This is a genomic window from Pseudomonas sp. CFBP 8770 (genome assembly GCF_014841705.1).
In the GTDB taxonomy this organism is placed as follows: domain Bacteria; phylum Pseudomonadota; class Gammaproteobacteria; order Pseudomonadales; family Pseudomonadaceae; genus Aquipseudomonas.
Genome location: NZ_JACYUL010000007.1, coordinates 122,023 through 146,634 on the forward strand (window position 1 = coordinate 122,023; position 24,612 = coordinate 146,634).

The 24,612-nt window shown below is 63.3% G+C and carries 20 protein-coding genes and 1 other RNA gene; 1 reads left to right on the forward strand and 20 read right to left on the reverse strand.

Features of this window, described 5'->3' with window-relative positions:
- Positions 1–28: 28 nt before the first annotated feature.
- The 3 genes from IFT98_RS16710 to secA form a co-directional block, all read right to left on the reverse strand.
- Positions 29–973 (reverse strand): Nudix family hydrolase, encoded by a 945-nt coding sequence (locus IFT98_RS16710; RefSeq protein WP_192050693.1) that lies wholly within the window; start codon positions 971–973, stop codon positions 29–31.
- Positions 974–1,040: 67 nt separating this feature from the next.
- A complete protein-coding gene (gene argJ / locus IFT98_RS16715) occupies positions 1,041–2,258 on the reverse strand; it encodes a bifunctional glutamate N-acetyltransferase/amino-acid acetyltransferase ArgJ (RefSeq protein WP_192050691.1) in 1,218 nt (405 codons plus the stop codon).
- Between the two features lie 226 nt (positions 2,259–2,484).
- Positions 2,485–5,226: a preprotein translocase subunit SecA gene (gene secA / locus IFT98_RS16720; RefSeq protein ID WP_192050689.1), complete on the reverse strand. Its 2,742-nt coding sequence runs from the start codon at positions 5,224–5,226 to the stop codon at positions 2,485–2,487.
- 308 nt (positions 5,227–5,534) lie between these two features.
- Between secA and IFT98_RS16725 the strand changes: the two genes are divergently transcribed.
- A complete protein-coding gene (locus IFT98_RS16725; RefSeq protein ID WP_192050687.1) occupies positions 5,535–5,990 on the forward strand; it encodes a DUF721 domain-containing protein in 456 nt (151 codons plus the stop codon).
- 96 nt (positions 5,991–6,086) lie between these two features.
- Here IFT98_RS16725 and lpxC read toward each other — a convergent pair whose 3' ends face one another.
- The 17 genes from lpxC to rnpB form a co-directional block, all read right to left on the reverse strand.
- Positions 6,087–6,998, reverse strand: coding sequence for a UDP-3-O-acyl-N-acetylglucosamine deacetylase (lpxC, locus tag IFT98_RS16730; RefSeq protein WP_043186858.1), 912 nt, complete (start codon positions 6,996–6,998; stop codon positions 6,087–6,089).
- 112 nt (positions 6,999–7,110) lie between these two features.
- The gene (gene ftsZ / locus IFT98_RS16735) at positions 7,111–8,304 is read right to left on the reverse strand and encodes a cell division protein FtsZ (protein ID WP_049860625.1); all 1,194 of its coding nucleotides are present in this window, start codon (positions 8,302–8,304) and stop codon (positions 7,111–7,113) included.
- A gap of 52 nt (positions 8,305–8,356) precedes the next feature.
- Positions 8,357–9,613, reverse strand: coding sequence for a cell division protein FtsA (ftsA, locus tag IFT98_RS16740; RefSeq protein ID WP_122479461.1), 1,257 nt, complete (start codon positions 9,611–9,613; stop codon positions 8,357–8,359).
- A 14-nt stretch (positions 9,614–9,627) separates the two neighbouring features.
- Positions 9,628–10,497 carry a cell division protein FtsQ/DivIB gene (locus IFT98_RS16745; RefSeq protein WP_122479462.1) on the reverse strand — a complete coding sequence of 290 codons (870 nt, stop codon included), beginning with the start codon at positions 10,495–10,497 and terminating at the stop codon, positions 9,628–9,630.
- Positions 10,498–10,501: 4 nt separating this feature from the next.
- Positions 10,502–11,461 (reverse strand): D-alanine--D-alanine ligase, encoded by a 960-nt coding sequence (locus IFT98_RS16750; protein ID WP_192050686.1) that lies wholly within the window; start codon positions 11,459–11,461, stop codon positions 10,502–10,504.
- Positions 11,458–12,903 (reverse strand): UDP-N-acetylmuramate--L-alanine ligase, encoded by a 1,446-nt coding sequence (gene murC, locus IFT98_RS16755; protein WP_122795970.1) that lies wholly within the window; start codon positions 12,901–12,903, stop codon positions 11,458–11,460. The genes IFT98_RS16750 and murC overlap by 4 nt, the downstream gene beginning before the upstream one ends.
- Positions 12,896–13,972 (reverse strand): undecaprenyldiphospho-muramoylpentapeptide beta-N-acetylglucosaminyltransferase, encoded by a 1,077-nt coding sequence (gene murG / locus IFT98_RS16760; RefSeq protein WP_122479465.1) that lies wholly within the window; start codon positions 13,970–13,972, stop codon positions 12,896–12,898. The genes murC and murG overlap by 8 nt, the downstream gene beginning before the upstream one ends.
- On the reverse strand, positions 13,962–15,176 hold the full coding sequence (ftsW, locus tag IFT98_RS16765) for a putative lipid II flippase FtsW (protein WP_122479466.1): 1,215 nt from the start codon (positions 15,174–15,176) through the stop codon (positions 13,962–13,964). The genes murG and ftsW overlap by 11 nt, the downstream gene beginning before the upstream one ends.
- The gene (murD, locus tag IFT98_RS16770; protein WP_192050684.1) at positions 15,173–16,519 is read right to left on the reverse strand and encodes a UDP-N-acetylmuramoyl-L-alanine--D-glutamate ligase; all 1,347 of its coding nucleotides are present in this window, start codon (positions 16,517–16,519) and stop codon (positions 15,173–15,175) included. The genes ftsW and murD overlap by 4 nt, the downstream gene beginning before the upstream one ends.
- Positions 16,520–16,524: 5 nt before the next feature.
- The gene (gene mraY, locus IFT98_RS16775) at positions 16,525–17,607 is read right to left on the reverse strand and encodes a phospho-N-acetylmuramoyl-pentapeptide-transferase (RefSeq protein ID WP_192050682.1); all 1,083 of its coding nucleotides are present in this window, start codon (positions 17,605–17,607) and stop codon (positions 16,525–16,527) included.
- On the reverse strand, positions 17,607–18,974 hold the full coding sequence (locus IFT98_RS16780) for a UDP-N-acetylmuramoyl-tripeptide--D-alanyl-D-alanine ligase (protein ID WP_192050681.1): 1,368 nt from the start codon (positions 18,972–18,974) through the stop codon (positions 17,607–17,609). The genes mraY and IFT98_RS16780 overlap by 1 nt, the downstream gene beginning before the upstream one ends.
- Positions 18,967–20,430 carry a UDP-N-acetylmuramoyl-L-alanyl-D-glutamate--2,6-diaminopimelate ligase gene (locus IFT98_RS16785; protein WP_192050679.1) on the reverse strand — a complete coding sequence of 488 codons (1,464 nt, stop codon included), beginning with the start codon at positions 20,428–20,430 and terminating at the stop codon, positions 18,967–18,969. The genes IFT98_RS16780 and IFT98_RS16785 overlap by 8 nt, the downstream gene beginning before the upstream one ends.
- A complete protein-coding gene (locus tag IFT98_RS16790) occupies positions 20,430–22,175 on the reverse strand; it encodes a peptidoglycan D,D-transpeptidase FtsI family protein (RefSeq protein WP_163007622.1) in 1,746 nt (581 codons plus the stop codon). The genes IFT98_RS16785 and IFT98_RS16790 overlap by 1 nt, the downstream gene beginning before the upstream one ends.
- The gene (gene ftsL, locus IFT98_RS16795; protein ID WP_122479472.1) at positions 22,175–22,468 is read right to left on the reverse strand and encodes a cell division protein FtsL; all 294 of its coding nucleotides are present in this window, start codon (positions 22,466–22,468) and stop codon (positions 22,175–22,177) included. The genes IFT98_RS16790 and ftsL overlap by 1 nt, the downstream gene beginning before the upstream one ends.
- Positions 22,465–23,412, reverse strand: a complete 948-nt coding sequence (gene rsmH, locus IFT98_RS16800; protein WP_446730845.1) for a 16S rRNA (cytosine(1402)-N(4))-methyltransferase RsmH — start codon at positions 23,410–23,412, stop codon at positions 22,465–22,467. The genes ftsL and rsmH overlap by 4 nt, the downstream gene beginning before the upstream one ends.
- Positions 23,409–23,864 (reverse strand): division/cell wall cluster transcriptional repressor MraZ, encoded by a 456-nt coding sequence (gene mraZ / locus IFT98_RS16805; RefSeq protein ID WP_192050677.1) that lies wholly within the window; start codon positions 23,862–23,864, stop codon positions 23,409–23,411. Before mraZ ends, rsmH begins: the two co-directional genes overlap by 4 nt.
- A 339-nt stretch (positions 23,865–24,203) precedes the next feature.
- An RNA gene (gene rnpB, locus IFT98_RS16810) (RNase P RNA component class A) lies at positions 24,204–24,579 on the reverse strand.
- Positions 24,580–24,612: the final 33 nt, after the last annotated feature.

Sequence of the window (24,612 nt, forward strand, 5' to 3'; positions counted from 1 at the left end):
TGCGCCGCTGCTACAGGGTCCAGGGTGGCTACAGGCTTGGCCAGAACGCGCGGATGCCTGCGACGCCCTGCGCGCCGATCTCCCAAGCCTTCGACTGATCCTGAGGACCGAGCCCGCCCAACAGGAACACCGGCTGGTTGAAACCCTCGATCAAACCATGCGCCCGATCCCATCCCAACGGCTGGGCATCGGGATGAGTAAGGGTCGGTTGCACCGGCGACAGCGTGACGAAATCCACACCCATCTGCTGCGCCAGCGCCAGCTCCTCGGCGTCGTGACAGGAGGCCGCCAGCCAACGCTCTTGCGGAAACGGCCGGCCCTTGCTGGCGTACTTGCGCAGCTGCGCAGACGTCAGGTGCCACCCGGCCGAAGGGAAATCGCCCAGCCATTCCAGCGGCCCCTTGAGCATCAACTGGGCCTTGCCTGCGCACAACCCCACGGCATCCACCGCCAGGTCGCGGTACTGCGGATCGTAGCCATTGGGTGCGCGCAGCTGCAGCAGCTTGATGCCACCGGCAATCGCCTTCTGCATCCCGCGCAACAAGGTCGGGTTATCCAGCCCATCCGGAGTGATGAGATATTCACCCGGCAGACTCGCTGCCGCGACGATGGGACGATTGGCTGCCGGGAACTCATAGCCCGGCAGCTCGCGTGCCTTGACCCAGGCCACGGGCTGACCTTCGACGCCATGCGGCTGGCCGGTGAACTCGGTCACTTCCCAGACATCCAACAGCACCTGCTTGTCGGCATAGTCGTGATGCACCTTGATCAATGGCCGTGCCTGGCCGACCTCTATGCCCAGTTCTTCGCGCAACTCCCGCGCCAGCGCCGTCTGCACTGTCTCGCCGGCCTCGACCTTGCCGCCGGGAAACTCCCACAAGCCGCCCTGGTGCTGGGCATCGGCACGACGGGCAATCAGGATACGGTTATCTGCGCCACGGATCACCGCGGCGGCTACATGCACTCGTTTCACGCATTCTCCAGGCCGCACTGAGCTGCCAACGCCCAGGTGCACCTTGGAGCACACCCGGGCCTGACCGTCAGGTACGGTATTCGGCGTTGATCTTCACATATTCATGGGACAGGTCGGTGGTCCAGATGGTCTCGTTGCAATCGCCGCGGCCCAGCTCGATACGAATGCCGATCTCTGCCTGCGCCATTACCGCCGAGCCCTGCTCTTCGGTGTAGGTGGTCGCGCGTGCGCCACGGCTGGCAATGCACACCTCGCCCAGGAACACATCGATCTTGCTGACATCCAGTTCCGCCACGCCTGCGCGGCCGACGGCCGCCAGGATGCGTCCCCAGTTCGGATCGGAGGCGAACAAGGCGGTCTTGATCAGCGGCGAGTGAGCCACGGTGTAGGCCACATCCAGGCATTCCTGGTGGTTGCTGCCGCCGTTGACCTGGACGGTGACGAACTTGGTCGCCCCTTCACCGTCGCGCACGATGGCCTGGGCCACTTCCATGCACACCTCGAAGACCGCCTGCTTCAGCGCCGCGAACAACGGGCCGCTGGCCTCGCTGATCTCCGGCAATGCTGCCTGCCCGGTAGCCACCAGCATGCAGCAGTCGTTGGTCGAAGTGTCGCCGTCGATGGTGATGCGGTTGAACGACTTGTTGGCGCCGTCGCGCAGCAGATCCTGCAGTACGTGGGGCGCGACCTTGGCGTCGGTGGCAATGTAGCCGAGCATGGTCGCCATGTTTGGCCGGATCATGCCCGCGCCCTTGCTGATCCCGGTCACCGTGACGGTCACGCCGTCGTGCTGGAACTGGCGGCTGGCGCCTTTGGGCAGGGTATCGGTGGTCATGATGCCAGTGGCAGCCGCTGCCCAGTTGTCGACCGACAGGTCATCGAGCGCAGCCTGCAAGGCGCCCTCGATCTTTTCCACGGGCAATGGCTCGCCGATCACTCCGGTGGAAAACGGCAGCACGGCGCTGGCGTCCACCCCGGCCAATTCGGCAAGCCGCGCCGTCGTGCGCTCGGCAGCAGCCAGGCCGGGTTTACCGGTACCGGCGTTGGCATTGCCGGTGTTGGTCAGCAGATAACGCACGTTGCCGCCCACGCGCTGCCTGGAGACGATGACCGGTGCCGCACAGAACGCATTCAGGGTGAACACGCCAGCAACGCTGGAATCCTCGGCGCAGCGCATCACCACCACGTCTTTGCGTCCGGGGCGTTTGATGCCGGCGCTGGAGATGCCCAGCTCGAAACCGGGAACCGGATGCAGCGTGGGCAGGGGACCAAGACCAACAGCCATGTGAGCACTCCTTTGAGGAATCTGCGGCGTATCGTCGACGCCGCCATTGAATGGACGAACGCCGCGATCGGATCACCGAAATCCACCGTAGGAGCGGTCAGCGGCCGCGAAACAGACGACGCGGTATACCTGCCAGACCGTGTCGTACTTTTCGCGGCCACTGACCGCTCCTACCGGGAGCCGGCGTCAGTCGCGGCGTGCTGTTGCGTGAAGCAATGTGCGGCGATCAGTCGATCTTGCCGTGGCAATGCTTGAATTTCTTGCCCGAACCACACCAGCACAGCTCGTTGCGACCCAGTTTCTGGTCATTGCGCACCGGCTCCGACACTGTAGCGGCAACGACTTCGGCACCCTCGACCAACGCTTCGGGTTGATCCAGGCCTGGTGCCGGAGCGTGTTCGAACTGCATGCGCGCAGCCAATTCCTCGGCATCGCGACGCAGACGCGCTTCCTCCTCGACCGGATCTTCGCGGCGCACCTGAACGTGGGAAAGCACACGGATGGTGTCGCGCTTGATCGAATCCAGCAGTTCCTGGAACAGGCTGAACGACTCGCGCTTGTATTCCTGCTTCGGGTTCTTCTGGGCGTAGCCGCGCAGGTGAATACCGTGACGCAGGTGGTCCATGGTCGACAGGTGGTCTTTCCACAGGTCGTCGAGCACACGCAGCAGAATCTGCTTCTCGAAGGTGCGCAGGGCATCGGCGCTGGCCTGGTCTTCCTTCTCGGTGTAGGCCGCCAACAGCTCGGCCATGACTTTCTCGCGCAGGGTTTCTTCGTACAGCTTGTCGTCGGCGTCCAGCCATTGCTGGATCGGCAGGCTCACACCGAAATCGGTCTGCAGCGCCGCTTCCAGACCGGCCACGTCCCACTGCTCGGGCAGCGACTGTGGCGGAATGTGCTGGGCGAACAGCTGGCCCAGCACTTCCTGGCGGAAGTCGGCAATGGTGTCACCGACGTTGTCGGACGCCAGCAGACTGTTGCGCATGTGGTAGATGACCTTGCGCTGCTCGTTGGCGACGTCGTCGAACTCGAGCAGTTGCTTGCGGATATCGAAGTTGCGACCTTCGACCTTGCGCTGGGCCTTTTCGATGGCGTTGGTCACCATGCGATGTTCGATGGCTTCACCGGACTGCATGCCCAGCGCCTTCATGAAGTTCTTCACCCGGTCGGAGGCGAAGATACGCATCAGACTGTCTTCCAGCGACAGGTAGAAACGGCTGGAGCCGGCGTCACCCTGGCGACCGGCGCGGCCACGCAGCTGGTTGTCGATGCGGCGTGATTCGTGACGCTCGGAGGCGATCACATGCAGGCCACCGGATTCGAGCACCTGCTGGTGACGCTTCTGCCAGTCGGCCTTGATCTGGGCAATCTGCTCCGCCGATGGGTCCTCGAGGGAAGCCACTTCGACCTCCCAGTTGCCGCCCAGAAGGATGTCGGTACCACGGCCGGCCATGTTGGTGGCGATGGTCAGCGCACCGGGACGACCGGCCTGCGCGATGATCTCGGCTTCCTTCTCGTGGAACTTGGCGTTGAGCACCTTGTGCTCGATGCCTTCCTGGTTGAGCAGGCGCGACATGTGCTCGGAGGTTTCGATGGTTGCCGTACCCACCAGCACCGGCCGGCCCTGGGCCATGCTTTCCTTGATGTCGGTGACGATAGCGGCGTACTTCTCGTCCGCGGTCAGGTACACCAGGTCGTTGAAGTCTTTGCGCGCCAGCGGCTTGTTCGGCGGGATCACCATCACGTTGAGCTGGTAGATCTGGGCGAATTCGAACGCTTCGGTGTCGGCCGTACCGGTCATGCCCGACAGCTTGTTGTACAGGCGGAAGTAGTTCTGGAACGTGGTCGAGGCGAGCGTCTGGCTCTCGGCCTGAATGTTCAGGTTTTCCTTGGCCTCGATGGCCTGGTGCAGGCCCTCGGACAGGCGACGGCCCGGCATGGTGCGACCGGTGTGTTCGTCGACCAGCAGGATCTGCCCGTCCTGGACGATGTACTCGACGTTGCGGTTGAACAGCTTGTGCGCACGCAGGCCGGCATAGACGTGGGTCAGCAGGCCCAGGTTGTGCGCCGAATAAAGGCTCTCGCCCTCGGCCAGCAGACCGGCGCGGGTGAGCATTTCCTCGATGTACTGGTGACCGGCTTCGTTGAGTTCGACCTGGCGGGTCTTCTCGTCGATGCTGTAGTGGCCTTCCTTGGTGACCTGGCCCTCGACTTCCTCGATGTGCTGCTCGAGCTGCGGGATCAGGCGGTTGATTTCGGTGTACAGCTTGGAGCTGTCCTCGGCCTGGCCGGAAATGATCAGCGGCGTGCGGGCTTCGTCGATGAGGATGGAGTCGACTTCGTCGATCACGGCGAAATTCAGCTCGCGCTGGAATTTCTCTTCCATGCTGAACGCCATGTTGTCGCGCAGGTAGTCGAAACCGAATTCGTTGTTGGTGCCGTAGGTGATGTCGGCGGCATAGGCCAGACGCTTCTCGTCCGGCGGCGCGAACGGCGTGACCACGCCCACGGTCAGGCCCAGGTACTCGTACAGCGGACGCATCCAGTTGGCGTCGCGACGGGCCAGGTAGTCGTTGACCGTGACCACATGCACGCCCTTGCCGGACAGCGCATTGAGGTAAACGCCCAGGGTCGCCACCAGGGTCTTGCCTTCACCTGTACGCATTTCGGCGATCATGCCTTCGTGCAGGGTGAGGCCGCCGATCAACTGGACATCGAAGTGCCGCATGCCCATGACGCGCTTGCCGGCTTCGCGGCAGACGGCGAATGCTTCGGGCAGCAGTTGGTCGAGGGTCTCGCCTTTTGCCAGGCGGGCCTTGAACTCTGCGGTCTTGGCGCGCAGCTGCTCGTCCGAAAGGGCCACCATCTGCTCTTCGAAGGCATTGACGGCTTGTACCGTCTTGAGCATGCGTCGTACTTCACGCTCGTTCTTGCTTCCAAAAAGTTTCTTTAACAAAGGCGCAAACATATTGGCAGGATCTTCCACACATAGGGATGGAGGGCGGCCCCGTGAGTCGCCCGTGCAGCCCTCATGGCCGCATGCGAACGAGCATTCTACCCGGAAACGATGGAGAGGAAAGTGGCGCGATGTCCACGATGCTGGCACAGCGTTGTGACGGGGCGGTTTTACAATAAGGGCTTTTTCGCCAACTTCAACCCGCAGGATGCAGATGTCATCCATTCGAACGTTCACAGACCCGCCGGTGCACCCACGTAAAACGGTGACGGCAAGGGATTCTGTTAACATGCCGACTCTGTAACCTCAGGTGTATCACCATGGTCTTTCGCCCTCTGCCCGCCCGGGCACCAGCGGTGCTGCTGCGCGAAGCCAAGCCGCTCAAGGCCTTGTTCAGCCATGCCCAGCGCCTGTCGCACCTGCAGCGCCTGCTCGAGAGCCAGCTGCAGCCGGCAGCGCGGGAACATTGCTACGTTGCCTCGTGGCGCGAGGGCAGCCTGTTGCTGGTCGTCACCGACGGCCACTGGGCCACGCGCCTGCGCTACCAGCAAAAGCGCCTGCAGCGCGACCTGCAGGCCCTGGAGGAATTCGCCAGCCTGACGCGCATCCTGTTCAAGGTGCAGCCACCCACGGTGCAGAGCAAGGCCGGCGAGCGCAGCATCGATCTGTCCATCAGCGCGGGCGAGAACATTCAGGCCACCGCCGACGGCATCAGCGATCCGAATCTGCGCGCGGCGCTGGAGCGTCTCGCAGCCCACGCCAAGCGCGTGCGCTGAACCCGCCGGCAATGCCCTGCCCTCCCTGAACGCCACGCAAAAAAAAGCCACCCAAGGGGTGGCCTATAAATGTGTAACCAGAAAAGAGAGGTTGTATCAACCCAACGCAGCTGGCCGCATGTAGGAGATCGGTACCGTGCTGGCATCTTCGAAGGTGACCACTTCCCAAGCATCATCCTGCTCGAGCAGACGACGCAGAAGCTGGTTGTTCAGTGCGTGGCCCGACTTGTAGCCACGGAATTCGCCAATCAGGCTGTTACCCAGCTGATAGAGATCGCCGATTGCGTCGAGGATCTTGTGCTTGACGAACTCGTCTTCGTAGCGAAGACCGTCCTCGTTCATGACGCCTGCCTCGTCCACCACGATAGCGTTCTCGACGCTGCCGCCCAGTGCACGATTGTGCTTGCGCAGGTACTCAAGGTCGCTCATGAAACCAAAGGTGCGGGCGCGACTGACTTCCTTCACGAAGGACGTGCTGGAGAAGTCGACACTGGCACTCTGGGTGCGGTCCTTGAAGACAGGATGATCGAAATCTATTTCGAAACTCACCTTGAAACCTTCGAAAGGCAGGAAAGTGGCGCGCTTGTCGCCCTCCGTCACTGTCACTTCACGCAGGATGCGGATGAATTTCTTCGGCGCGTCCTGTTCTTCCAGGCCAGCCGATTGAATCAGGAATACGAAGGGTCCGGCGCTGCCATCCATGATCGGCACTTCGGACGCGGAGAGCTCGACGTAGGCGTTATCGATTCCCAGGCCCGCCATGGCCGACAGTAGATGCTCTACGGTATCGACCTTGACATCGCCATTGACCAAAGTGGTGGACATCGTGGTGGCGCCGACATTGTGGGCGCGTGCAGGAATCTGCACGACCGGGTCAAGGTCGACACGGCAGAACACGATGCCGGTATCCACGGGCGCAGGCTTCAAAGTCAGGTAGACCTTCTCACCGGAGTGCAGACCGACGCCTGTGGCACGGATAATATTCTTCAGGGTGCGTTGTTTAATCATGGCATTGGCCGCTTCAGCGCAAATTGCGAACTGGTATCAACAAAGGCTGGCGATGATAGCAGACCCAACCTTTGCTGAACACCAATCACCCTAATACCCCTGATAAATTGCATCAATCGGCCTGACGACGCAGGAAGGCCGGGATGTCCAGATAATCCAGGTCATCCTGTGGGTTCAGCTTGGCCGCGGCGGCAGCACCGGCGTGGGCCTGGTTGCGCATCACGGTCGGACGATCCAGATCGCGGTAGTTCACCGACGGTGCGTCCTGGCGAGCCGGCTGCTGCGACGGTGGAGGCGTCTGCGCTGCGGTCTGCATGGTGTTGTCGATGACCTTCACAGGCTTCTCGATCTTCGCGCCGAGGCCGGTGGCCACGACGGTCACGTGCAGTTCGTCGCGCATGTCCGGGTCGATAACGGTGCCGACCTTGACCATCGCGTGGTCGGAGGCGAACGCTTCGATGATGCTACCTACGTCGGAGTATTCACCCAGCGACAGATCGGGACCCGCGGTGATGTTGACCAGAATGCCGCGAGCGCCCTGCAGGTTGACGTCTTCGAGCAGCGGGTTGCGAATGGCCGCTTCGGTGGCCTCGCGTGCGCGGTTGGGACCACTGGCGCAACCAGTACCCATCATCGCCATGCCCATTTCGCTCATCACGGTACGCACGTCGGCGAAGTCGACGTTGATCATGCCCGGACGCTTGATGATGTCGGAAATACCGCGAACGGCACCGGCCAGCACGTCGTCGGCCTTGGCGAACGCCGACAGCAGGCTGGCGTCCTTGCCCAGGATGGTCAGCAGCTTCTCGTTGGGAATGGTGATCAACGAGTCGACGCTTTCGGACAGCATGCGAATGCCCTCGTCGGCGATCTGCATGCGCTTGCGGCCTTCGAACGGGAACGGACGGGTCACGACCGCAACGGTCAGGATGCCCATTTCCTTGGCCACTTCGGCGATGATCGGCGCAGCACCGGTACCGGTACCGCCGCCCATGCCGGTGGTGATGAAGACCATGTTGGTGCCTTGCAGCACTTCGGCGATACGCTCGCGGTCTTCCATCGCGGCCTGACGGCCGACTTCAGGGTTGGCGCCTGCGCCCAGGCCCTTGGTCACGCCCGTGCCCAGCTGCAGGATGGTGCGCGCGCCGATGTTCTTGAGTGCCTGAGCATCGGTGTTGGCGCAGATGAATTCAACGCCTTCGATGTTGCTCTTGACCATGTGGTTGACGGCGTTGCCGCCGCCACCGCCGACACCGATAACCTTGATTACCGGGCTTTGCGGGATGTTGTCTACGAGTTCGAACATGTGCCCTCTCCTTTCTCTATTTGTGTGCGCCTACCGCTACTGCCGTTTTGAATCAGAAATTGCCTTGCACCCAACGCTTCAGCCGTTCCAGCACCGGAGCCTTGGTGTCATCGCTGTAATTGCCGCTGTTGCTGATACCTGACAGGTTCAAGCCATCGGACTGTTTCTGCAGGCCATACATCAGCAGGCCCACGCCGGTGGAATAGATCGGGTTGCTGATGACGTCGCTCAGCCCCCGCACGCTATGCGGTACGCCCAGGCGCACCGGCATGTGGAAGATTTCTTCGGCCAGCTCGACCGCGCCTTCCATTTTTGCCGTACCACCGGTCAGCACGATGCCGGCCGGGATGAGGTCTTCGTAGCCGCTGCGACGCAGCTCGGCCTGAATCAGGGTGAACAGCTCGTCGTAGCGTGGCTCGACGACTTCGGCCAGCGCCTGGCGCGACAGCTCGCGCGGAGGACGGTCGCCGACACTGGGCACCTTGATGGTTTCGCCGGCGCCGGCCAGCTTGGCCAGGGCGCAGGCGTAACGGATCTTGATTTCTTCGGCGTACTGCGTCGGTGTGCGCAGGGCCATGGCGATGTCGTTGGTGACCTGATCGCCCGCGATGGGAATGACCGCTGTGTGGCGAATGGCGCCTTCGGTGAAGATGGCGATATCGGTGGTGCCGCCGCCGATGTCGACCAGGCAGACACCCAGCTCCTTCTCGTCATCGGTCAGTACCGAATAGGCCGAGGCCAGCTGCTCGAGAATGATGTCGTCGATTTCCAGGCCACAGCGGCGCACGCACTTCTCGATGTTCTGCGCAGCGTTGACGGCGCAGGTGACCACATGGACCTTGGCTTCCAGACGCACGCCGGACATGCCCAAAGGTTCGCGCACGCCTTCCTGGTTGTCGATCACGTAGTCCTGCGGCAGGGTGTGCAATACGCGCTGGTCGGCGGGAATCGCCACGGCCTGGGCCGCGTCCAGAACCCGCTCCAGGTCAGCCGTGCTGACCTCGCGGTCGCGAATGGCCACGATACCATGGGAGTTCAGGCTGCGGATGTGGTTACCGGCGACGCCGACGAACGCCGAGTGGATGCGGCAACCGGCCATCAGCTGGGCTTCCTCGACCGCGCGCTGGATCGACGCCACGGTCGACTCGATGTTCACCACCACGCCCTTCTTCAGGCCGCGCGAGGGGTGGGTGCCGATCCCGACGATGTCCAGCGTACCGTCGGCTGCCACCTCGCCCACCAGCGCCACCACCTTGGAGGTGCCGATGTCCAGCCCGACGATCATTTTGCCGCTTTGAACGTTTGCCATGGTCCTGCCTCTTGTCAATTCTTCGCGACGGCGGGCTTGTCCGCAGTCGGGGCGCTCGGTTCACGCCAGCCCACGGCCAGGCCGTTGGCATAGCGCAGGTCGATACGCGCGATATTCGTGATCTGGTCTTTGAGTGTCTTGTCGTAAATGGCGATAAAGCGGCGCATTTTTTCCAGCAAGTGGTCACGTCCCAGCAACAACTCGATGCCCGGGCCGGCGCTTCCTGCGCCTGTGGTGAGAAACCAGCTGCCGCGTTCGGTCAGTTCCAGCCGGGCAACCGAATAGCCCAGTGGACGCAACATCTGACTCAGCACCTGGTATTGCTGCATCACCTGCTGTTGGGCCCGTACCGGGCCGAACAACTGCGGCAAGTGTTCGTAGTTGCCCAGTTCGCGAGGCGCGAACGCCTGGCCCTGGTTGTTGAGCAGCGACTCGTTGCCCCAGCGCGCGACCGGCAGTTGCTCTTCCAGGCGGATCACCACCTGGTCAGGCCAGACCCGACGCACTTCGGCATGGGCGATCCAGGGCATGGTTTCCAGCTCGGTGCGCATGCGGGTCAGGTCGATGCTGAAGAACGTCATACCGACATAAGGCTGGATGCGCTCCTGCACCGACTGCTGGTTGATGTAGGCCAGGTCGCCTTGTACCGACACCTTGGTGATCGGGCGATCGGCGTAGGGCATCAGGTACTGGGCACCTTCGTAGGTGCCGAAGCCCAGACCCACCAACAGCACCGGCCACATCAGCTTTCTGAAGATGCTGAAATTGGCCTTGGGCAGGCGCACCGACAGTGGCTCCTTGGCCACCATGCGGCTGGCGCCACGCGGCACCGGCTTGTTGCGGCCGATGGCGGGTGACTGATGGCGAATCATTGGGCCGTGCATGGTCTTAACCTCGCGCCTTGCAACTGGCGGCCAGAATCGCCAGCACCAGCTGCTGGAAATCCAGGCCGGCCGCGTTCGCCGCCATGGGCACCAGGCTGTGATCGGTCATGCCTGGAGCGGTGTTGACTTCCAGCAGCCAGAAACGGCCCTGCTGGTCCTGCATCACATCCACACGCCCCCAACCCTGGATGCCGATGGCATCGCAGGCGCGGGCGCAGAGTTCGGTGAGTTCCTGTTCCTTGGCGGGGGCAAGGCCGCAGGGGATGCGATACTGGGTATCGTTGGCGACGTACTTGGCGTCGTAGTCGTAGAACGTGTGGGGCGTGCCCAACGCAATCGCAGGCAGCATCTGGCCACGCAGCGTCGCGACGGTGAACTCGGGACCGTGGATCCATTGTTCGACCAGCACTTGCGAATCGTAGGTGCTGGCGGCTTTCCAGGCGACGACCAGTTCGTCGACGCTGTTCACCTTGGCCATCCCGATGCTTGAACCTTCATGGGCGGGTTTGACGATCAAAGGGAAGCCCAGTTCCCCAGCGGCAAAAATACAATCCTGCTCGCTGGCCAGCACGGCGTGCGACGGGGTCGGCAAGCCGAGGCTCTGCCACACCTGCTTGGTGCGCAACTTGTCCATCGCCAACGCGCTGGCAAGGATGCCGCTGCCGGTGTAGGGGATGTCCAGGCACTCGAGCAACCCTTGCATGCTGCCGTCTTCGCCGCCGCGGCCATGGAGGATGATGAACGCCCGGTCGATCTTCTCCGCTTGCAGGCGGGCCAGCAGGTCGTCGCCAACGTCGATGCCGAACGCGTCCACCCCGGCGCTCTGCAAGGCCTGCAGGCACGCGGCGCCCGATTTCAGCGAGACCTCGCGCTCGGCGCTCTTGCCGCCGTAGAGCACGGCCACGCGACCGAAGTCACTGGGCATGATCTGCGAGCGCAGGGTGTTGGGATCCAGAATGTTCATTGCGATTTCTCCGAGACCTGCGCGAACAGCGGGCTTTTGAGCAACTGCGGGGCAAGACCACCGATGTCGCCGGCACCCTGGCACAGCAGGATGTCGCCTGCGCGCAGCAGCGGCTTGACCAGTGGCGCCAGCTCGACGCCGCGTTCGATATAGATAGGGTCCAACTGGCCACGCTGGCGGATGCTGTGGCAAAGCTGACGGCTGTCGGCGCCCGGGATGGGTTCTTCGCCTGCCGGGTAGACCTCCATCAGCAGCAGCACATTGGCGTCGGCAAGCACCTGTACGAAATCGTCGTACAGGTCACGCGTGCGGCTGAAACGATGCGGCTGATATACCATCACCAGACGTTTATCGGGCCAGCCACCGCGCACGGCGCTGATCACTGCCGCCACTTCGCGGGGGTGATGACCGTAGTCGTCGACCAGCATCACGCTGCCGCCTTCGACCGGCAATTCGCCATACACCTGGAAACGTCGACCGACGCCCTGGAAGCCGGACAGGCCCTGGACGATGGCGCTGTCGCTGATGCCTTCGTCGGTGGCAATGGCGATGGTCGCCAGAGCGTTGAGCACGTTGTGGTTGCCCGGCATGTTGACCGACACGTTGAGCGGCTCGCGGTCGCGGCGCAGCACCGTGAAGTGGGTCAGCATGCCCTGCTGACGCACATTGATGGCACGAACGTCGGCTTCTTCGCTGATGCCGTAGGTCAAGGTCGGCCGCGCGATCTGCGGGAGGATCTCGCGCACTACCGGGTCGTCCAGACACACCACGGCCAGTCCGTAGAACGGCAGGTTGTGCAGGAACTCGACGAAGGTTTTCTTTAGAACGTTGAAGTCGTTACCGTAGGTCGCCATGTGATCGGCGTCGATGTTGGTGACGACGGCCACCAGCGGCTGCAGGTGCAGGAAGCTGGCATCGGACTCGTCGGCCTCGGCGATCAGGTAGCGGCTGGTGCCCAACTGCGCGTTGGTGCCGGCGGCATTGAGCCGGCCGCCGATGACGAATGTCGGATCCAGACCACCGGCGGCGAACACCGAGGCGATCAGGCTGGTGGTCGTGGTCTTGCCGTGGGTGCCGGCCACGGCGATGCCGTGCCGATAGCGCATCAGCTCGGCCAGCATCTCGGCACGTGGCACCACCGGGATCCGACGCTCCAGCGCAGTGGCGACTTCCGGGTTGCTGGTGTTGACGGCGCTCGACACCACCAGCACGTCGGCGCTGGCAGCATTCTCGGCACGATGGCCAATGAAAATCTGTGCGCCGAACGACGTCAGTCGCTCGGTCACGGGCGAAGCCTTGAGGTCGGAACCGGACACATCGTAGCCCAGGTTCAACAGCACCTCGGCGATGCCGCACATGCCCACACCACCGATGCCGACGAAGTGGATACGACGGATACGGCGCATTTCCGGTTGCGGAATGGCTCTCTGGTTCTCAACCATGGGCCACCTCCAGGCAGACGTCGACCACATTGCGCGTGGCATCGGGTTTGGCCAGGCGGCGGGCAGTGCTCGCCATGCTCAGGAGTTTTTCGGGCTGCATCAAAACCTCTTTCAGGCGCTCGGCAAGCTGTGCCGCGCCGGTTGTCGCTTGTGGCATCAGGAAGGCAGCGCCTTCGCGAGCCAGATAATCGGCATTGCGAGTCTGGTGGTCGTCGATCGCGTGGGGCAGCGGCACCAGCAACGACGGCAAGCCAGCGGCCGCCAACTCGCTGATGGTCAACGCACCCGCGCGACACACCACCAGGTCGGCCCAGCCATACGCCTGGGCCATGTCCTTGATGAACGGCGCGACCTGCGCCTCGACACCGGCGGTGCGATAACGCTCGGCGGTGATTTCATCGTGTTGCTTGCCGGCCTGGTGGAACACCTCGGGGCGGTAGTGCGCAGGCACCTGAGCCAGGGCTTCGGGCAGCAGCTTGTTCAGCGGCTCGGCGCCCAGGCTGCCACCCAGTACCAGCAGACGCGGTTGGCGACCGATGAGTGCCTGACGCGGGGTTTCCATGAACAGTTCGGTACGCACCGGGTTGCCGGTGGTACGACGCTTGGCCGAGGCGGCGAAGGTGTCGGGGAAAGCTTCGCAGACCCGGCTGGCGAAAGGCACCAACAGGCGATTGGCGGTACCGGCCACGGCATTCTGCTCGTGCACGATCACCGGCACGCCGGCCAGCCGCGCGGCGACGCCACCGGGGCCGGTCAGGTAACCACCGAAGCCGACCACGCACACCGGCTGCAGCCGGGCGATGATGCGGCGCGCCTGGAACACGGCCTTGCAAATGGCGAACGGCGCCTTGAGCAGAGCCAGCCGGCTCTTGCCGCGCACACCGCTGACATCGATCAGGTGCAGTGGCAGGCCATTGGCAGGCACCAGCTCGTTCTCGATCCCGCGCGGCGTGCCCAGCCAGTGCACGCTGAAACCGCGCGCCTGGAATTCCCGTGCGCAGGCCAGCGCCGGGAACACATGACCCCCGGTACCGCCCGCCATGATCAGCACATTGCCTTTACCGGCCATGGGGCGTCTCCTCGGCGAAATCGCTCTCGCTGAATTCCACCTCTTCGCTGCCCAGGTGCGAACGGCTTTCCCATTCGATGCGCAGCAGCAGCCCCAGACAGGCGCAGCAGATCACCAGCGAACTGCCGCCGTAGCTGAGAAACGGCAAGGTCAGACCCTTGGTCGGCAGCAGGCCGACGTTCACGCCAATGTTGATCAGGAACTGGCCGATCCACAGGAACGACAGCCCATAGGCCACGTACGCGGCGAAATACTGTTTGGCCCGCTCGGCCCAGTAACCGATGTACATGCCGCGGATACAGACGAACACGAACAGGGCCACGGTGCACAGTGAACCGATCACCCCCAGCTCCTCGGCCAGCACCGAGAACACGAAGTCGGTGTGCGCCTCGGGCAGGTAGAACTGCTTCTGCACGCTGTTGCCCAGGCCGACACCGAACCACTGGCCACGGCCAAAGGCAATTAGTGCCTGGGTCAGTTGATAGCCCGAGCCGAACTGGTCGCTCCACGGGTCGGTAAAGGTGATCAGGCGCGCCATGCGGTACGGCTGGGCCTGGACCAGCACGAACACTGCACCCACTGCCAGGGCCACCATCAAGGCGAAGCGGAACAGGCCCACGCCGCCTAGGAACAGCATCGCAGCTGCGGCACCCATCATTACCACCGTGGCGCCGAAGTCCGGTTCCATCAACAGCAGACCGGCCATCGGCAACAGCACGAAGAAAGGCTTGAAGAAGCCCATCCAGCTGTCGCGGACTTCCTGCTGGCGACGCACCAGATAGCCGGCCAGGAAGATCACCACGAACACCTTGGCGATTTCCGAAGGCTGCACGTTGAACATGCCGAAGCCGATCCAGCGCATCGAACCGTTCACTTCGCGGCCAATGCCGGGCAACAGCACCATGACCAGCAGGCCGAAGGCGGCGATCAGCAGCGTACCGCCCAGGCGCTGCCAGGTGGCGATGGGCACCATCATGGTGACGATGCAGGTACCGATGCCGATCACCAGGTAGACCAGGTGCCGGATCATCATCGACAATGAGTTGCCCGAATTGACCGCGGCCACTTCCGAGGAGGCCGAGGTGATCATCACCAGGCCCAGGCCGAGCAAGGCCAGGCAGCCCGCGAGCATGGCAAAGTCGATGTCGATGCCGCGACCACTGATCAGCGGCGAGGGAAATGGCTTGATGACACCAAAGATCATGACAAGCCCTCTACTGCCTGGGCGAACCGACGCCCGCGCTCTTCGTAATTCTTGAACATGTCCAGACTCGCGCAGGCCGGTGAAAGCAGCACGGCATCGCCGGGCTGCGCCAGTTCGGCACACCGCTGAACCGCTTCCTCGATCGAGGCGACGGTGACTTGTTGAACGCCCGGCCCGGCCACGGCGGCGATGCGCGCGGCATCGCGGCCCAGCAGCACCAGCGCCCGGCAATGACGCTGGATCGGCTTGCCCAGCGCGGTGAAATCGGCGCCCTTGCCATCGCCCCCGGCGATCAGCACCAACTGGCCGTCGATATCGGCACCCAGGCCTTCGATGGCGGCAATGGCGGCACCGACGTTGGTGGCCTTGGAATCGTCGTACCAGGCCACGCCATCGCGCTCGCGCAGCCACTGGCAACGGTGCGTCAGCCCGGTGAATTCACGCAGGCTGGCCAGCATGGCGTCGAACGGCAGACCCACCGCGTGTCCCAGGGCGAGCGCGGCCAGGGCATTGGCCTGGTTGTGTGCGCCGCGCACCTTGAGCGCGCTGACCGGCATCAGGTTCTCGAACTCGTAGGCCAGGTACTTCTGCCCGTCTTCCTCGCGCAGACCGAAGGCCTTGAAATCCGGCTTGTTCAAGCCGAACGTCCAGCACGGCATGCCCTCGCCGATCAGCGGCCGGCTCAGGGCGTCCTGGCGATTGAAGACGAACTTGCGCGCCCCCCGAAAAATCCGGTGCTTGGCCAGGTGATAGGACGGCAGGCCGCTGTAGCGATCCATGTGGTCTTCACTGACATTGAGCACGGTGGCCACTTCGGCATTGAGCTGATGGGTGGTTTCCAGCTGAAAGCTCGACAACTCCAGCACGTACAGCTCGACGTCGTCAGCGAGCAGATCGAGCGCCGGCTCGCCGAGGTTGCCGCCCACGGCCACGCGCTTGCCAGCCGCAACCGCCATCTCGCCAACCAGGGTGGTCACGGTGCTCTTGGCGTTGGAGCCGGTGATCGCCACGATCGGCGCCTTGGCATGCCGGGCGAACAGGTCGATGTCACCGGACAGGTGCACGCCCCGCGCTGCGGCCTGTTGCAGGGCGGGGGTCGCCAGCGCCAGACCGGGGCTCACGTAGAGCTCGTCGGCGCGGCACAGGAACTCCACGTCCAGCTCCCCGCAACGCACTTCCACCTGGGGATAGTCACGCTGCAGCGTCGCCAGTTCCGGCGGCGCATCTCGCGTATCGGCCACGGCAAACGCCACGCCCTGGCGCGCCAGGAAGCGCACCAGCGACATGCCGCTCTTGCCGAGGCCGACAACGATGCGGAAGTGGGAAGAAGCGATCAGAGCCACTCGTTCTACCTCAGCTTCAGGGTGGCAAGGCCGATCAACACCAGAATCACGGTGATGATCCAGAAACGCACGATGACCCGAGGTTCGGGCCAGCCCTTGAGTTCGAAATGGTGATGGATCGGTGCCATGCGGAACACCCGGCGACCGGTGAGCTTGAACGAGGCGACCTGGATCACCACCGACAGCGTCTCGACGACGAAGATGCCGCCCATGATGAACAGGACGATCTCCTGACGCACGATCACCGCGATGGTGCCCAGCGCGGCGCCCAGCGCCAGCGCGCCGACGTCGCCCATGAACACCTGAGCCGGATAGGTGTTGAACCACAGGAAGCCCAGCCCGGCACCGATCAGCGCGCCGCAGAAGACGATCAGTTCGCCCGCGCCCGGCACGTAGGGAATCAGCAGGTATTCGGCGAACTTGATGTTGCCCGACAGGTAGCAGAAGATCCCCAGCGCGCCGCCCACCATCACCGTCGGCAGAATCGCCAGGCCGTCGAGGCCATCGGTGAGGTTGACCGCATTGCTGGAGCCGACGATGACGAAGTAGGTCAACACGATGAAGCCGGCACCCAATGGAATGCTGGCGTCCTTGAGCATCGGGATGATCAGCGTGGTTTCCACCGGACTGTTCGCGGTCATGAACAGGAACACCGCGGCACCCAGGCCGAACACCGATTGCCAGAAGTATTTCCAGCGGCTGGGCAGGCCGCGCGAGTTTTTCTCGATCACCTTGCGGTAGTCATCCACCCAGCCGATGCCGCCGAACAACAGGGTGACGATCAGTACGACCCAGACGTAGCGATTGGACAGGTCGGCCCATAGCAGCGTGCTGATGGCGATGGCCGACAGAATCAGGGCGCCGCCCATGGTCGGTGTGCCGGATTTGGACAAGTGCGATTGTGGGCCATCGTTGCGGACCGCTTGGCCAATCTGACGAATCTGCAGGGTGCGGATCATCCAGGGGCCCAACCAGAGGGCCAGCGACAGCGCGGTCAGTACGCCCAGAATCCCGCGAAGGGTCAGGTACTGGAAGACCGCGAAGCCTTTGTGGAACTGTTGCAGAAATTCCGCCAGCAGCAGCAGCATCAGTGTTTCTCCCCGCCAGGACCGCACAGTGCCGCCACGATGTTTTCCATCGCCGCGCTGCGTGATCCCTTGATCAAAATAGTGGTAGTGGAACCCTGCTCGGCGCCCAGCGCCGCAATCAGGTCTGCCTGGTTGGCGAAGTGTCGGCCTTGAGCACCAAACACAGCGACTGCGTGGCTCATCAATGGGCCCACCGCGTACAGCGCGTCGACCTTGCCGACCGCGTACTCACCGACCTGACGATGGCCCGCTTCGGCCCAGGCTCCCAGCTCGCCGATATCGCCCAGGACCAGGACGGTGCGCCCGGAGAAGCCGGCCAGTATGTCGACTGCCGCACACATCGAGGTCGGGTTGGCGTTGTAGGTATCGTCGATCACCCGCGCACCGTTGACGGCGAGCTGCGCCACGGTGCGGCCCTTGACCGGCTGCACCGCGTTCAGGCCTGCCTGGATGCCGGCCAGCGTCACGCCCAGAGCATGCGCCGCCGCTGCCGCCGCCAGGGCGTTGAGCACGTTATGGGTGCCCAGCAGGTTGAGCTGGACCGCCACGTCGCCGTCAGGACCGTGCAGGGTGAAGGACGGACAGCCGCGCGCATCACTGTGGCGGGCGCTGGAATGAAAGTCGGCCTCGGCGTTGTCCAGCGAGAAGGTCAGCACGGCATGCTGGCCGGCCCGTGCCTGCCAGATCGGAAATGCCTTGTCGTCGAGATTGAGAACGGCGGTACCGCCCTCGCCCAGCCCTTCGAGAATCTCGCCCTTGGCTTCGACGATTTTTTCCGGGCCGCCGAATTCGCCGACGTGGGCAGTGCCCGCATTGGTAATGAGTGCCACCTGTGGACGCGTGAGGCCCACGGTGTAGGCGATTTCGCCCAGGCGCGATGCGCCCAGCTCGATCACCGCTGCCGTGTGCTGTGGCGCCAGCTCGAGCAGCGTCAGGGGCGCGCCCAGGTCATTGTTCAGATTGCCACGGGTGGCCAGCACCTCACCTTGCGTACGCAGAATGCTGGCGAGCATTTCCTTGACCGTGGTCTTGCCGCTCGAGCCGGTGATGGCTGCCACGGGACGGGTGAACGCCGCGCGGTTCAATGCACCGAGCTGCCCGAGCGCCAGGCGCGTGTCGGCCACCACCAACTGGGGCAGCGTCGCGCCTGCAACTTCGCGTTGCACCAACGCGGCTACCGCTCCCTTGGCAGCCACCTCGTCGAGATAGTCATGGCCATCGAAACGCGGACCGGCCAGCGCGACGAACAGGTCGCCCGCAACGATGGCACGGCTGTCGATGCTGACGCCAGCGAAGCGCGCATCGGCGCCGCGCACGTGGCCTTGCAAGGCGTCGGCCAGTTGGCTGAGGGTCATGGCGTCAAGCATCGACGGCCTCCCATGCGGCCAGGGCCAGTTCGGCCTGCTGCAGGTCGGAGAACGGCTGACGTTCACCGTTTATCTCTTGATAGTCTTCGTGGCCCTTGCCGGCCAGCACGATGACGTCCTTGAGCGATGCCGCGTTGATCAATTGAGCGATGGCCGCACCACGCCCAGCCACGAACGTCGCGTTGGCGGCACTGGAGAAGCCGGCACGAATGTCGTCGAAGATGCGCAGTGGATCTTCGCTGCGAGGATTGTCGTCGGTCACCAGCACACGGTCGGCGAGGCGCTCGGCCACTTCGGCCATCAGTGGACGCTTGCCACTGTCGCGATCACCGCCGCAGCCGAACAGGCACAGCAACTGGCCCTCGACATGGGGGCGCAACGCTTGCAGGACCTGCTCCAGAGCATCGGGCGTATGGGCATAGTCGACCACCACCAGCGGCTTGTCTGCGCCGCCCAGGCGCTGCATGCGACCAACCGGCCCTTCGACGTTACGCATGACCTTGAGAATGTCGTCGAGCGGATAGGCCATGCCCATCAGCACGCCCACCGCCGCCAAAACGTTGCTCAGGTTGAATCGGCCGAGCAGGCGGCTGCTCAGGCTGTATTCACCCTGTGCGGTGACCAGGGTGGCACGCACGCCATGGTCGTCGAAGCGAGTGTCGCGGCAGAACAGCGTCGCGGCGCTGTCGGCGAGGCTATAGGTGATCAAGCGCGAGTCCTGTTCCTGCTCGGCCAACTGCCGACCGAATTCGTCGTCCAGGTTGAGCACGCGGCACTTGAGCCCCGGCCAGGCGAACAGCCGCGCCTTGGCCGCTGCATAGGCCTGCATGCTGCCGTGGTAGTCAAGATGGTCGCGAGACAGGTTGCTCAGCACCGCGATGTCGAAATCCAGCGCGGCCACGCGACCTTGATCGAGCGCATGCGACGACACTTCCATGGCCACGGCGTGGGCGCCGCCCTTCTTCAGGTCATACAGAGTGGACTGCACGGCGATCGGGTCGGGAGTGGTCAGCCGGCCGCTCTGCAGAGCGCCGTAGAAACCGGTGCCCAGGGTGCCGATCAGGCCGCAGTGCTCGCCCAGCGCATCGAGTGCCTGGGCGACCAGTTGGGTGATGCTGGTCTTGCCGTTGGTGCCGGTCACGCCGACCAGATTGACCAGACGGCTCGGCTCGCCATAGAAACGCCCGGCGATGCTCGACAATTGCGCGATCAGGCCTTTCACGGGAATCAGTGGCACATCGGTGAGCGGCAGCACAGTGGTGCCATCCACTTCGTAGGCCACGGCGGCAGCACCCAGCCTGAGGGCGTCGGCGATGTGCGCGCGGCCATCGACCTTGCTTCCAGGCACAGCCAGGAACAGATCGCCGGGGCGAACGTTGCGGCTGTCCAGGGTCAACTCGCGAATCAGCGGATCGCGGCTGGCTTCGGGAAAAAGCTTGCTCAGGGGCATGGTCATCAGCCGCGCCCTCCTTTTATCAATGGGGTCGCCGGTGCGGCGTTCACCTGCTGTTGCGGCACGGGCGGTGGCAGGTTGTCGGGTTGCACGTTCATCAGGCGCAGCGTGCCGGACATTACCTTGCTGAATACCGGCGCGCTGACCAGACCACCGTAGTAGCCACCCTTGCTGGGCTCGTCGATCACCACCACGATGGCGTAGCGCGGGTCGCTCATCGGACCGAAGCCTGCAAAGAGCGAGCGATAGGCGTTCTCGGTATACCCACGCGAACCGATGGTGGCCTTGCGCGCAGTACCTGATTTGCCGGCCACGTGATACGAGGGCACCCGTGCGCGGTACACGCCGCGGGTGTCTTCGATGACCTGTTGCAGCATGCCCTGCACGGTCTTGGCGACCTTCTCGGGAATGACCTGCGCCGCAGTCGGCGGCTGGTCGCTCTTGAGGATGGTCAGCGGCACGATGCGGCCGTTGTTGGCGATCGCCGCATAGGCGTGCACCAGCTGCAGCGCCGTCACCGACAGACCGTAGCCGTAGGACAGCGTCGCGGTCTCGGCCTTGCGCCATTCGCGATGGTTGGGCAGGTTGCCGACGCGCTCGCCCGGGAAGCCCAGGCCGGTGTACTGGCCCAGGCCGACCGCCGACATCACGCGGTAGATGCTTTCACCGCCGATGTCGAAGGCGACCTTGCTCATGCCCACGTTACTGGAGTTGATCAGGATGCCGGTCAGGTCGAGCACCGGGCCTTCGGTCTTGGTCACGTCCTTGATGGTGTACCGACCGATCTGCAAGGTACCGGGATAGACGTCCACCTTGTCGGTCGGTTTCCAGCGGCCGGTTTCCAGCGCTGCACTCATCGAGATCGGCTTCATGGTCGAACCAGGCTCGAACACGTCGATGATCGCCCGGTTGCGCATGGCCGCTGGCAACATGGTGCGGCGGTTGTTGGGGTTGTAGGTGGGCTGGTTGACCATGGCCAGCACTTCGCCGGTCTTCACGTCCATGATGACCATGCTGCCGGCCTTGGCTTCGTTCTCGTTGATGGCGTTGCGCAGCTCACGGCTGGCCAGGTATTGCAGGCGCAGGTCAATGGACAATGCCAAGGTCTTTCCGGCCTTGGCATTCTTGGTGACCTGAACGTCCTTGATCAGCCGACCGCGCCGGTCCTTGATGACCTGACGCTTGCCGGGCACGCCGGCGAGCCACTCGTCATAGGCCAGCTCGACGCCTTCACGGCCGTGATCGTCGAGGTCGGTGAAACCGACCATGTGCGCGGTGACATCACCTGCCGGATAGAACCGGCGGAATTCCTCGATGCCGTAGACACCCGGGGTTTTCAGGTCGAGCACCGAGGCGCCTTGCTCAGGCGTCAGGCCACGCACCAGGTAGATGAATTCCTTGCTCGCCTGGGCCTCGAGACGCGCGGCGAGGGCTTTTGGCTCCTGCCCAAGCGCCCGCGCCAGTTCGGGCCACTTGTCCTTGGACAGCTGCATTTCCTTGGGATTGGCCCACAGGGTGGTCACCGGCGTGCTCACGGCCAACGGCTCGCCGTTGCGGTCGGTGATCAGGCCGCGGTGCGCTGGAATGGGGATGTGCCGCATGCTGCGCGCATCGCCCTGACCGATCAGGAAGTCACGGTTGATGACCTGCAGGTAGACGATCTGCGCAACGATACCGGCGACCAAGAGCAAGAGCAGGCCGACCATCAGGCGAAACCGCCACGGGAACAGAGCCCCGTCGAGCTTCATCATGGCGACACCATGCGAATTTCGGCGGCATCCGGGATGCGCATTTTCAGCTGTTCGGCGGCCAGGGTTTCAATACGGCTGTGCGCGGTCCAGGTGCTTTGCTCCAGGATCAGGCGCCCCCACTCGGCCTGCGCCTTGTCACGGTCGCTGAGCTCGCCGTACAGCGTATTGAGCAACTGCCGATTGATGTGCGCGCTGTAGGAAACGCCGATGGCCGACACCAGCACGGCGATGAACAGCAGCAGCATGAGGAAACTGCCGCCCGGCAGCGGCTTGTTGAGGAGCTTGCTCATCGCAGCTTCTCCGCAACACGCATGACGGCGCTGCGCGAACGCGGGTTGGCCTTGAGTTCGGTTTCGGAGGCAAACTGCGCCTTGCCGTGCAGCTTGGCCTTGGGCACGAAGGCTTCGAAACGCACCGGCAGGTTACGCGGCAGGTTGTCGGCTTCGCCTTTGGTCAGTTTGCGCATGAACAGTTTGACGATGCGATCTTCCAGGGAATGAAAGCTGATCACCACCAGACGGCCGCCGATTTCCAGCGCATCGAGCGCAGCTTCGAGGCCTGCCTCCAGGTCGGCCAGTTCATTGTTGACGTGAATGCGCAGCCCCTGAAAGGCGCGGGTTGCCGGGTTCTTGCCCTTCTCCCACGCCGGGTTGGCGACCTTGAGCACCTCGGCCAGGTCGGCAGTACGTTCGAACGGCTGCACTTCGCGACGCTGCACGACCGCACGCGCCATGCGCCGGGCGAAGCGCTCCTCGCCGTATTCCTTGAAGACGCGGGCGATCTCTTCCTCCGCAGCGGTTGCGATGAACTCGGCTGCACTCATGCCGCGCGAAGGGTCCATGCGCATGTCCAGCGGACCGTCATGCAGGAAGCTGAAGCCGCGCTCGGCATCGTCGAGCTGCGGCGAGGAAACACCCAGGTCGAGCAGAATGCCGCTGACCTTGCCATGCATGCCGCGCTCGCGCACTTCGGCACCGAGCTCGGCAAAGCTGCGCTGTACAATGACAAAGCGGCCGTCTTCGGCCGCCAGCGCTTGCCCGGTGGCAATCGCTTGAGGGTCCTTGTCGAACCCCAACAGGCGGCCATCGCCCCCCAGGTGGCGCAGGATCAGGCGGCTATGGCCACCACGGCCGAAGGTGCCGTCCAGATAGCAACCATCGTCGCGCACGGCCAGAGCCTCGACAGCCTCGTCGAGCAGCACGGTGATGTGGTTGAAGCCGCTATCAATAGTCACAAGATCAAATCACGCAATTCTTCAGGCATGGCGCCCGGTTGTTGTATAGCTGCAAGGTCAGCCGCACTTACGGCATTCCACGCACCCTCGTCCCACAATTGAAACTTGTTCAGCTGGCCGACCAGCATCGCGTGCTTGTCCAGCCGGGCGTACTCGCGCAGGCGCGGGGGCACCAGGAAACGTCCGCTGCCGTCGAGCTCGAGGTCTACGGCATTGCCGATCAGCAAACGCTGCAGGCGCCGGTTGCTTTCCACCAAAGATGGCAAGGCGCGAAGCTTGGCCTCGATGAGTTCCCACTCATCCATTGGGTAGACGCACAGGCAGGGGTCGATGGTGTCGACCGTGATGATCAGCTGACCGGCGCATTTGGAATCCAACTCGTCACGATACCGACTCGGCATTGCGAGCCGTCCCTTGGCATCGAGGTTGATCGGATTTGCTCCACGAAACACGTCGCGCTTCCCCTGAACTCAGACTTTTACACTCGAAAAACCCACTTTTCGCCACTTCCCGCCACTCGCGCACACTATAGGAACCCCCCCACCACACCGTCAAGGCGCGTCTGTAGGGAAAAGCCTTATAGATCGGAGATTTAGAACGCAAAATGAAGGGAAGACGGTATTTGAGACACGTCAGGCAGAGACAAAGCCGTTTGAGTTCAAGCATCTGCGTCTTGAACTTAAAGTAGAGTCTCAAGACTAAGATTTTTTCGACATTACCAAAGGGGGTTTTGTAGCCGTTTTTTTCTGCGAAACAGCGCAAGGGACAGCGAAGGGACGCGAAGGAAAAAGGTGGAGAGTCGATCTGTAAGCCGGGTTTTGTCGAGGACAGTCATTCCTCTACGATGGCCATCGCTGGACACCTCTAGCAACCTACCCGGTTCCAACGCGGGCCGCGCCATATGGAACCCTATTTGGTCTTGCTCCGAGTGGGGTTTACCTAGCCACGAACTGTTGCCAGACGTGCGGTGCGCTCTTACCGCACCTTTTCACCCTTACCGGCGCTTGCGCGCTTAGGCGGTTATTTTCTGTGGCACTTTCCGTAGGCTCGCGCCTCCCAGGCATTACCTGGCACTCTGCCCTATGGAGCCCGGACTTTCCTCCCCCCGCTCTGCCCAGCAACCTGAGTTGCGGAACAAAAACAGGCAGCGACTGTCCGATCGACTCTCCGGCGCGCAGGTTAACGACATGCATCGGCCAG

Bases quoted from the DNA above. Each gene is read 5' to 3' on its own strand.
- IFT98_RS16785 (WP_192050679.1), bottom strand. From the start codon at position 20,430: ATGACCATGCCCCTGAGCAAGCTTTTTCCCGAAGCCAGCCGCGATCCG.
- argJ (WP_192050691.1), bottom strand. From the start codon at position 2,258: ATGGCTGTTGGTCTTGGTCCCCTGCCCACGCTGCATCCGGTTCCCGGT.
- IFT98_RS16790 (WP_163007622.1), bottom strand. From the start codon at position 22,175: ATGAAGCTCGACGGGGCTCTGTTCCCGTGGCGGTTTCGCCTGATGGTC.
- IFT98_RS16780 (WP_192050681.1), bottom strand. From the start codon at position 18,974: ATGCTTGACGCCATGACCCTCAGCCAACTGGCCGACGCCTTGCAAGGC.
- ftsA (WP_122479461.1), bottom strand. From the start codon at position 9,613: ATGGCAAACGTTCAAAGCGGCAAAATGATCGTCGGGCTGGACATCGGC.
- ftsW (WP_122479466.1), bottom strand. From the start codon at position 15,176: ATGATCTTTGGTGTCATCAAGCCATTTCCCTCGCCGCTGATCAGTGGT.
- IFT98_RS16750 (WP_192050686.1), bottom strand. From the start codon at position 11,461: ATGAACATTCTGGATCCCAACACCCTGCGCTCGCAGATCATGCCCAGT.
- IFT98_RS16745 (WP_122479462.1), bottom strand. From the start codon at position 10,497: ATGCACGGCCCAATGATTCGCCATCAGTCACCCGCCATCGGCCGCAAC.
- mraY (WP_192050682.1), bottom strand. From the start codon at position 17,607: ATGCTGCTGCTGCTGGCGGAATTTCTGCAACAGTTCCACAAAGGCTTC.
- lpxC (WP_043186858.1), bottom strand. From the start codon at position 6,998: ATGATTAAACAACGCACCCTGAAGAATATTATCCGTGCCACAGGCGTC.
- ftsL (WP_122479472.1), bottom strand. From the start codon at position 22,468: ATGAGCAAGCTCCTCAACAAGCCGCTGCCGGGCGGCAGTTTCCTCATG.
- murC (WP_122795970.1), bottom strand. From the start codon at position 12,903: ATGGTTGAGAACCAGAGAGCCATTCCGCAACCGGAAATGCGCCGTATC.
- murG (WP_122479465.1), bottom strand. From the start codon at position 13,972: ATGGCCGGTAAAGGCAATGTGCTGATCATGGCGGGCGGTACCGGGGGT.
- ftsZ (WP_049860625.1), bottom strand. From the start codon at position 8,304: ATGTTCGAACTCGTAGACAACATCCCGCAAAGCCCGGTAATCAAGGTT.
- IFT98_RS16725 (WP_192050687.1), top strand. From the start codon at position 5,535: ATGGTCTTTCGCCCTCTGCCCGCCCGGGCACCAGCGGTGCTGCTGCGC.
- secA (WP_192050689.1), bottom strand. From the start codon at position 5,226: ATGTTTGCGCCTTTGTTAAAGAAACTTTTTGGAAGCAAGAACGAGCGT.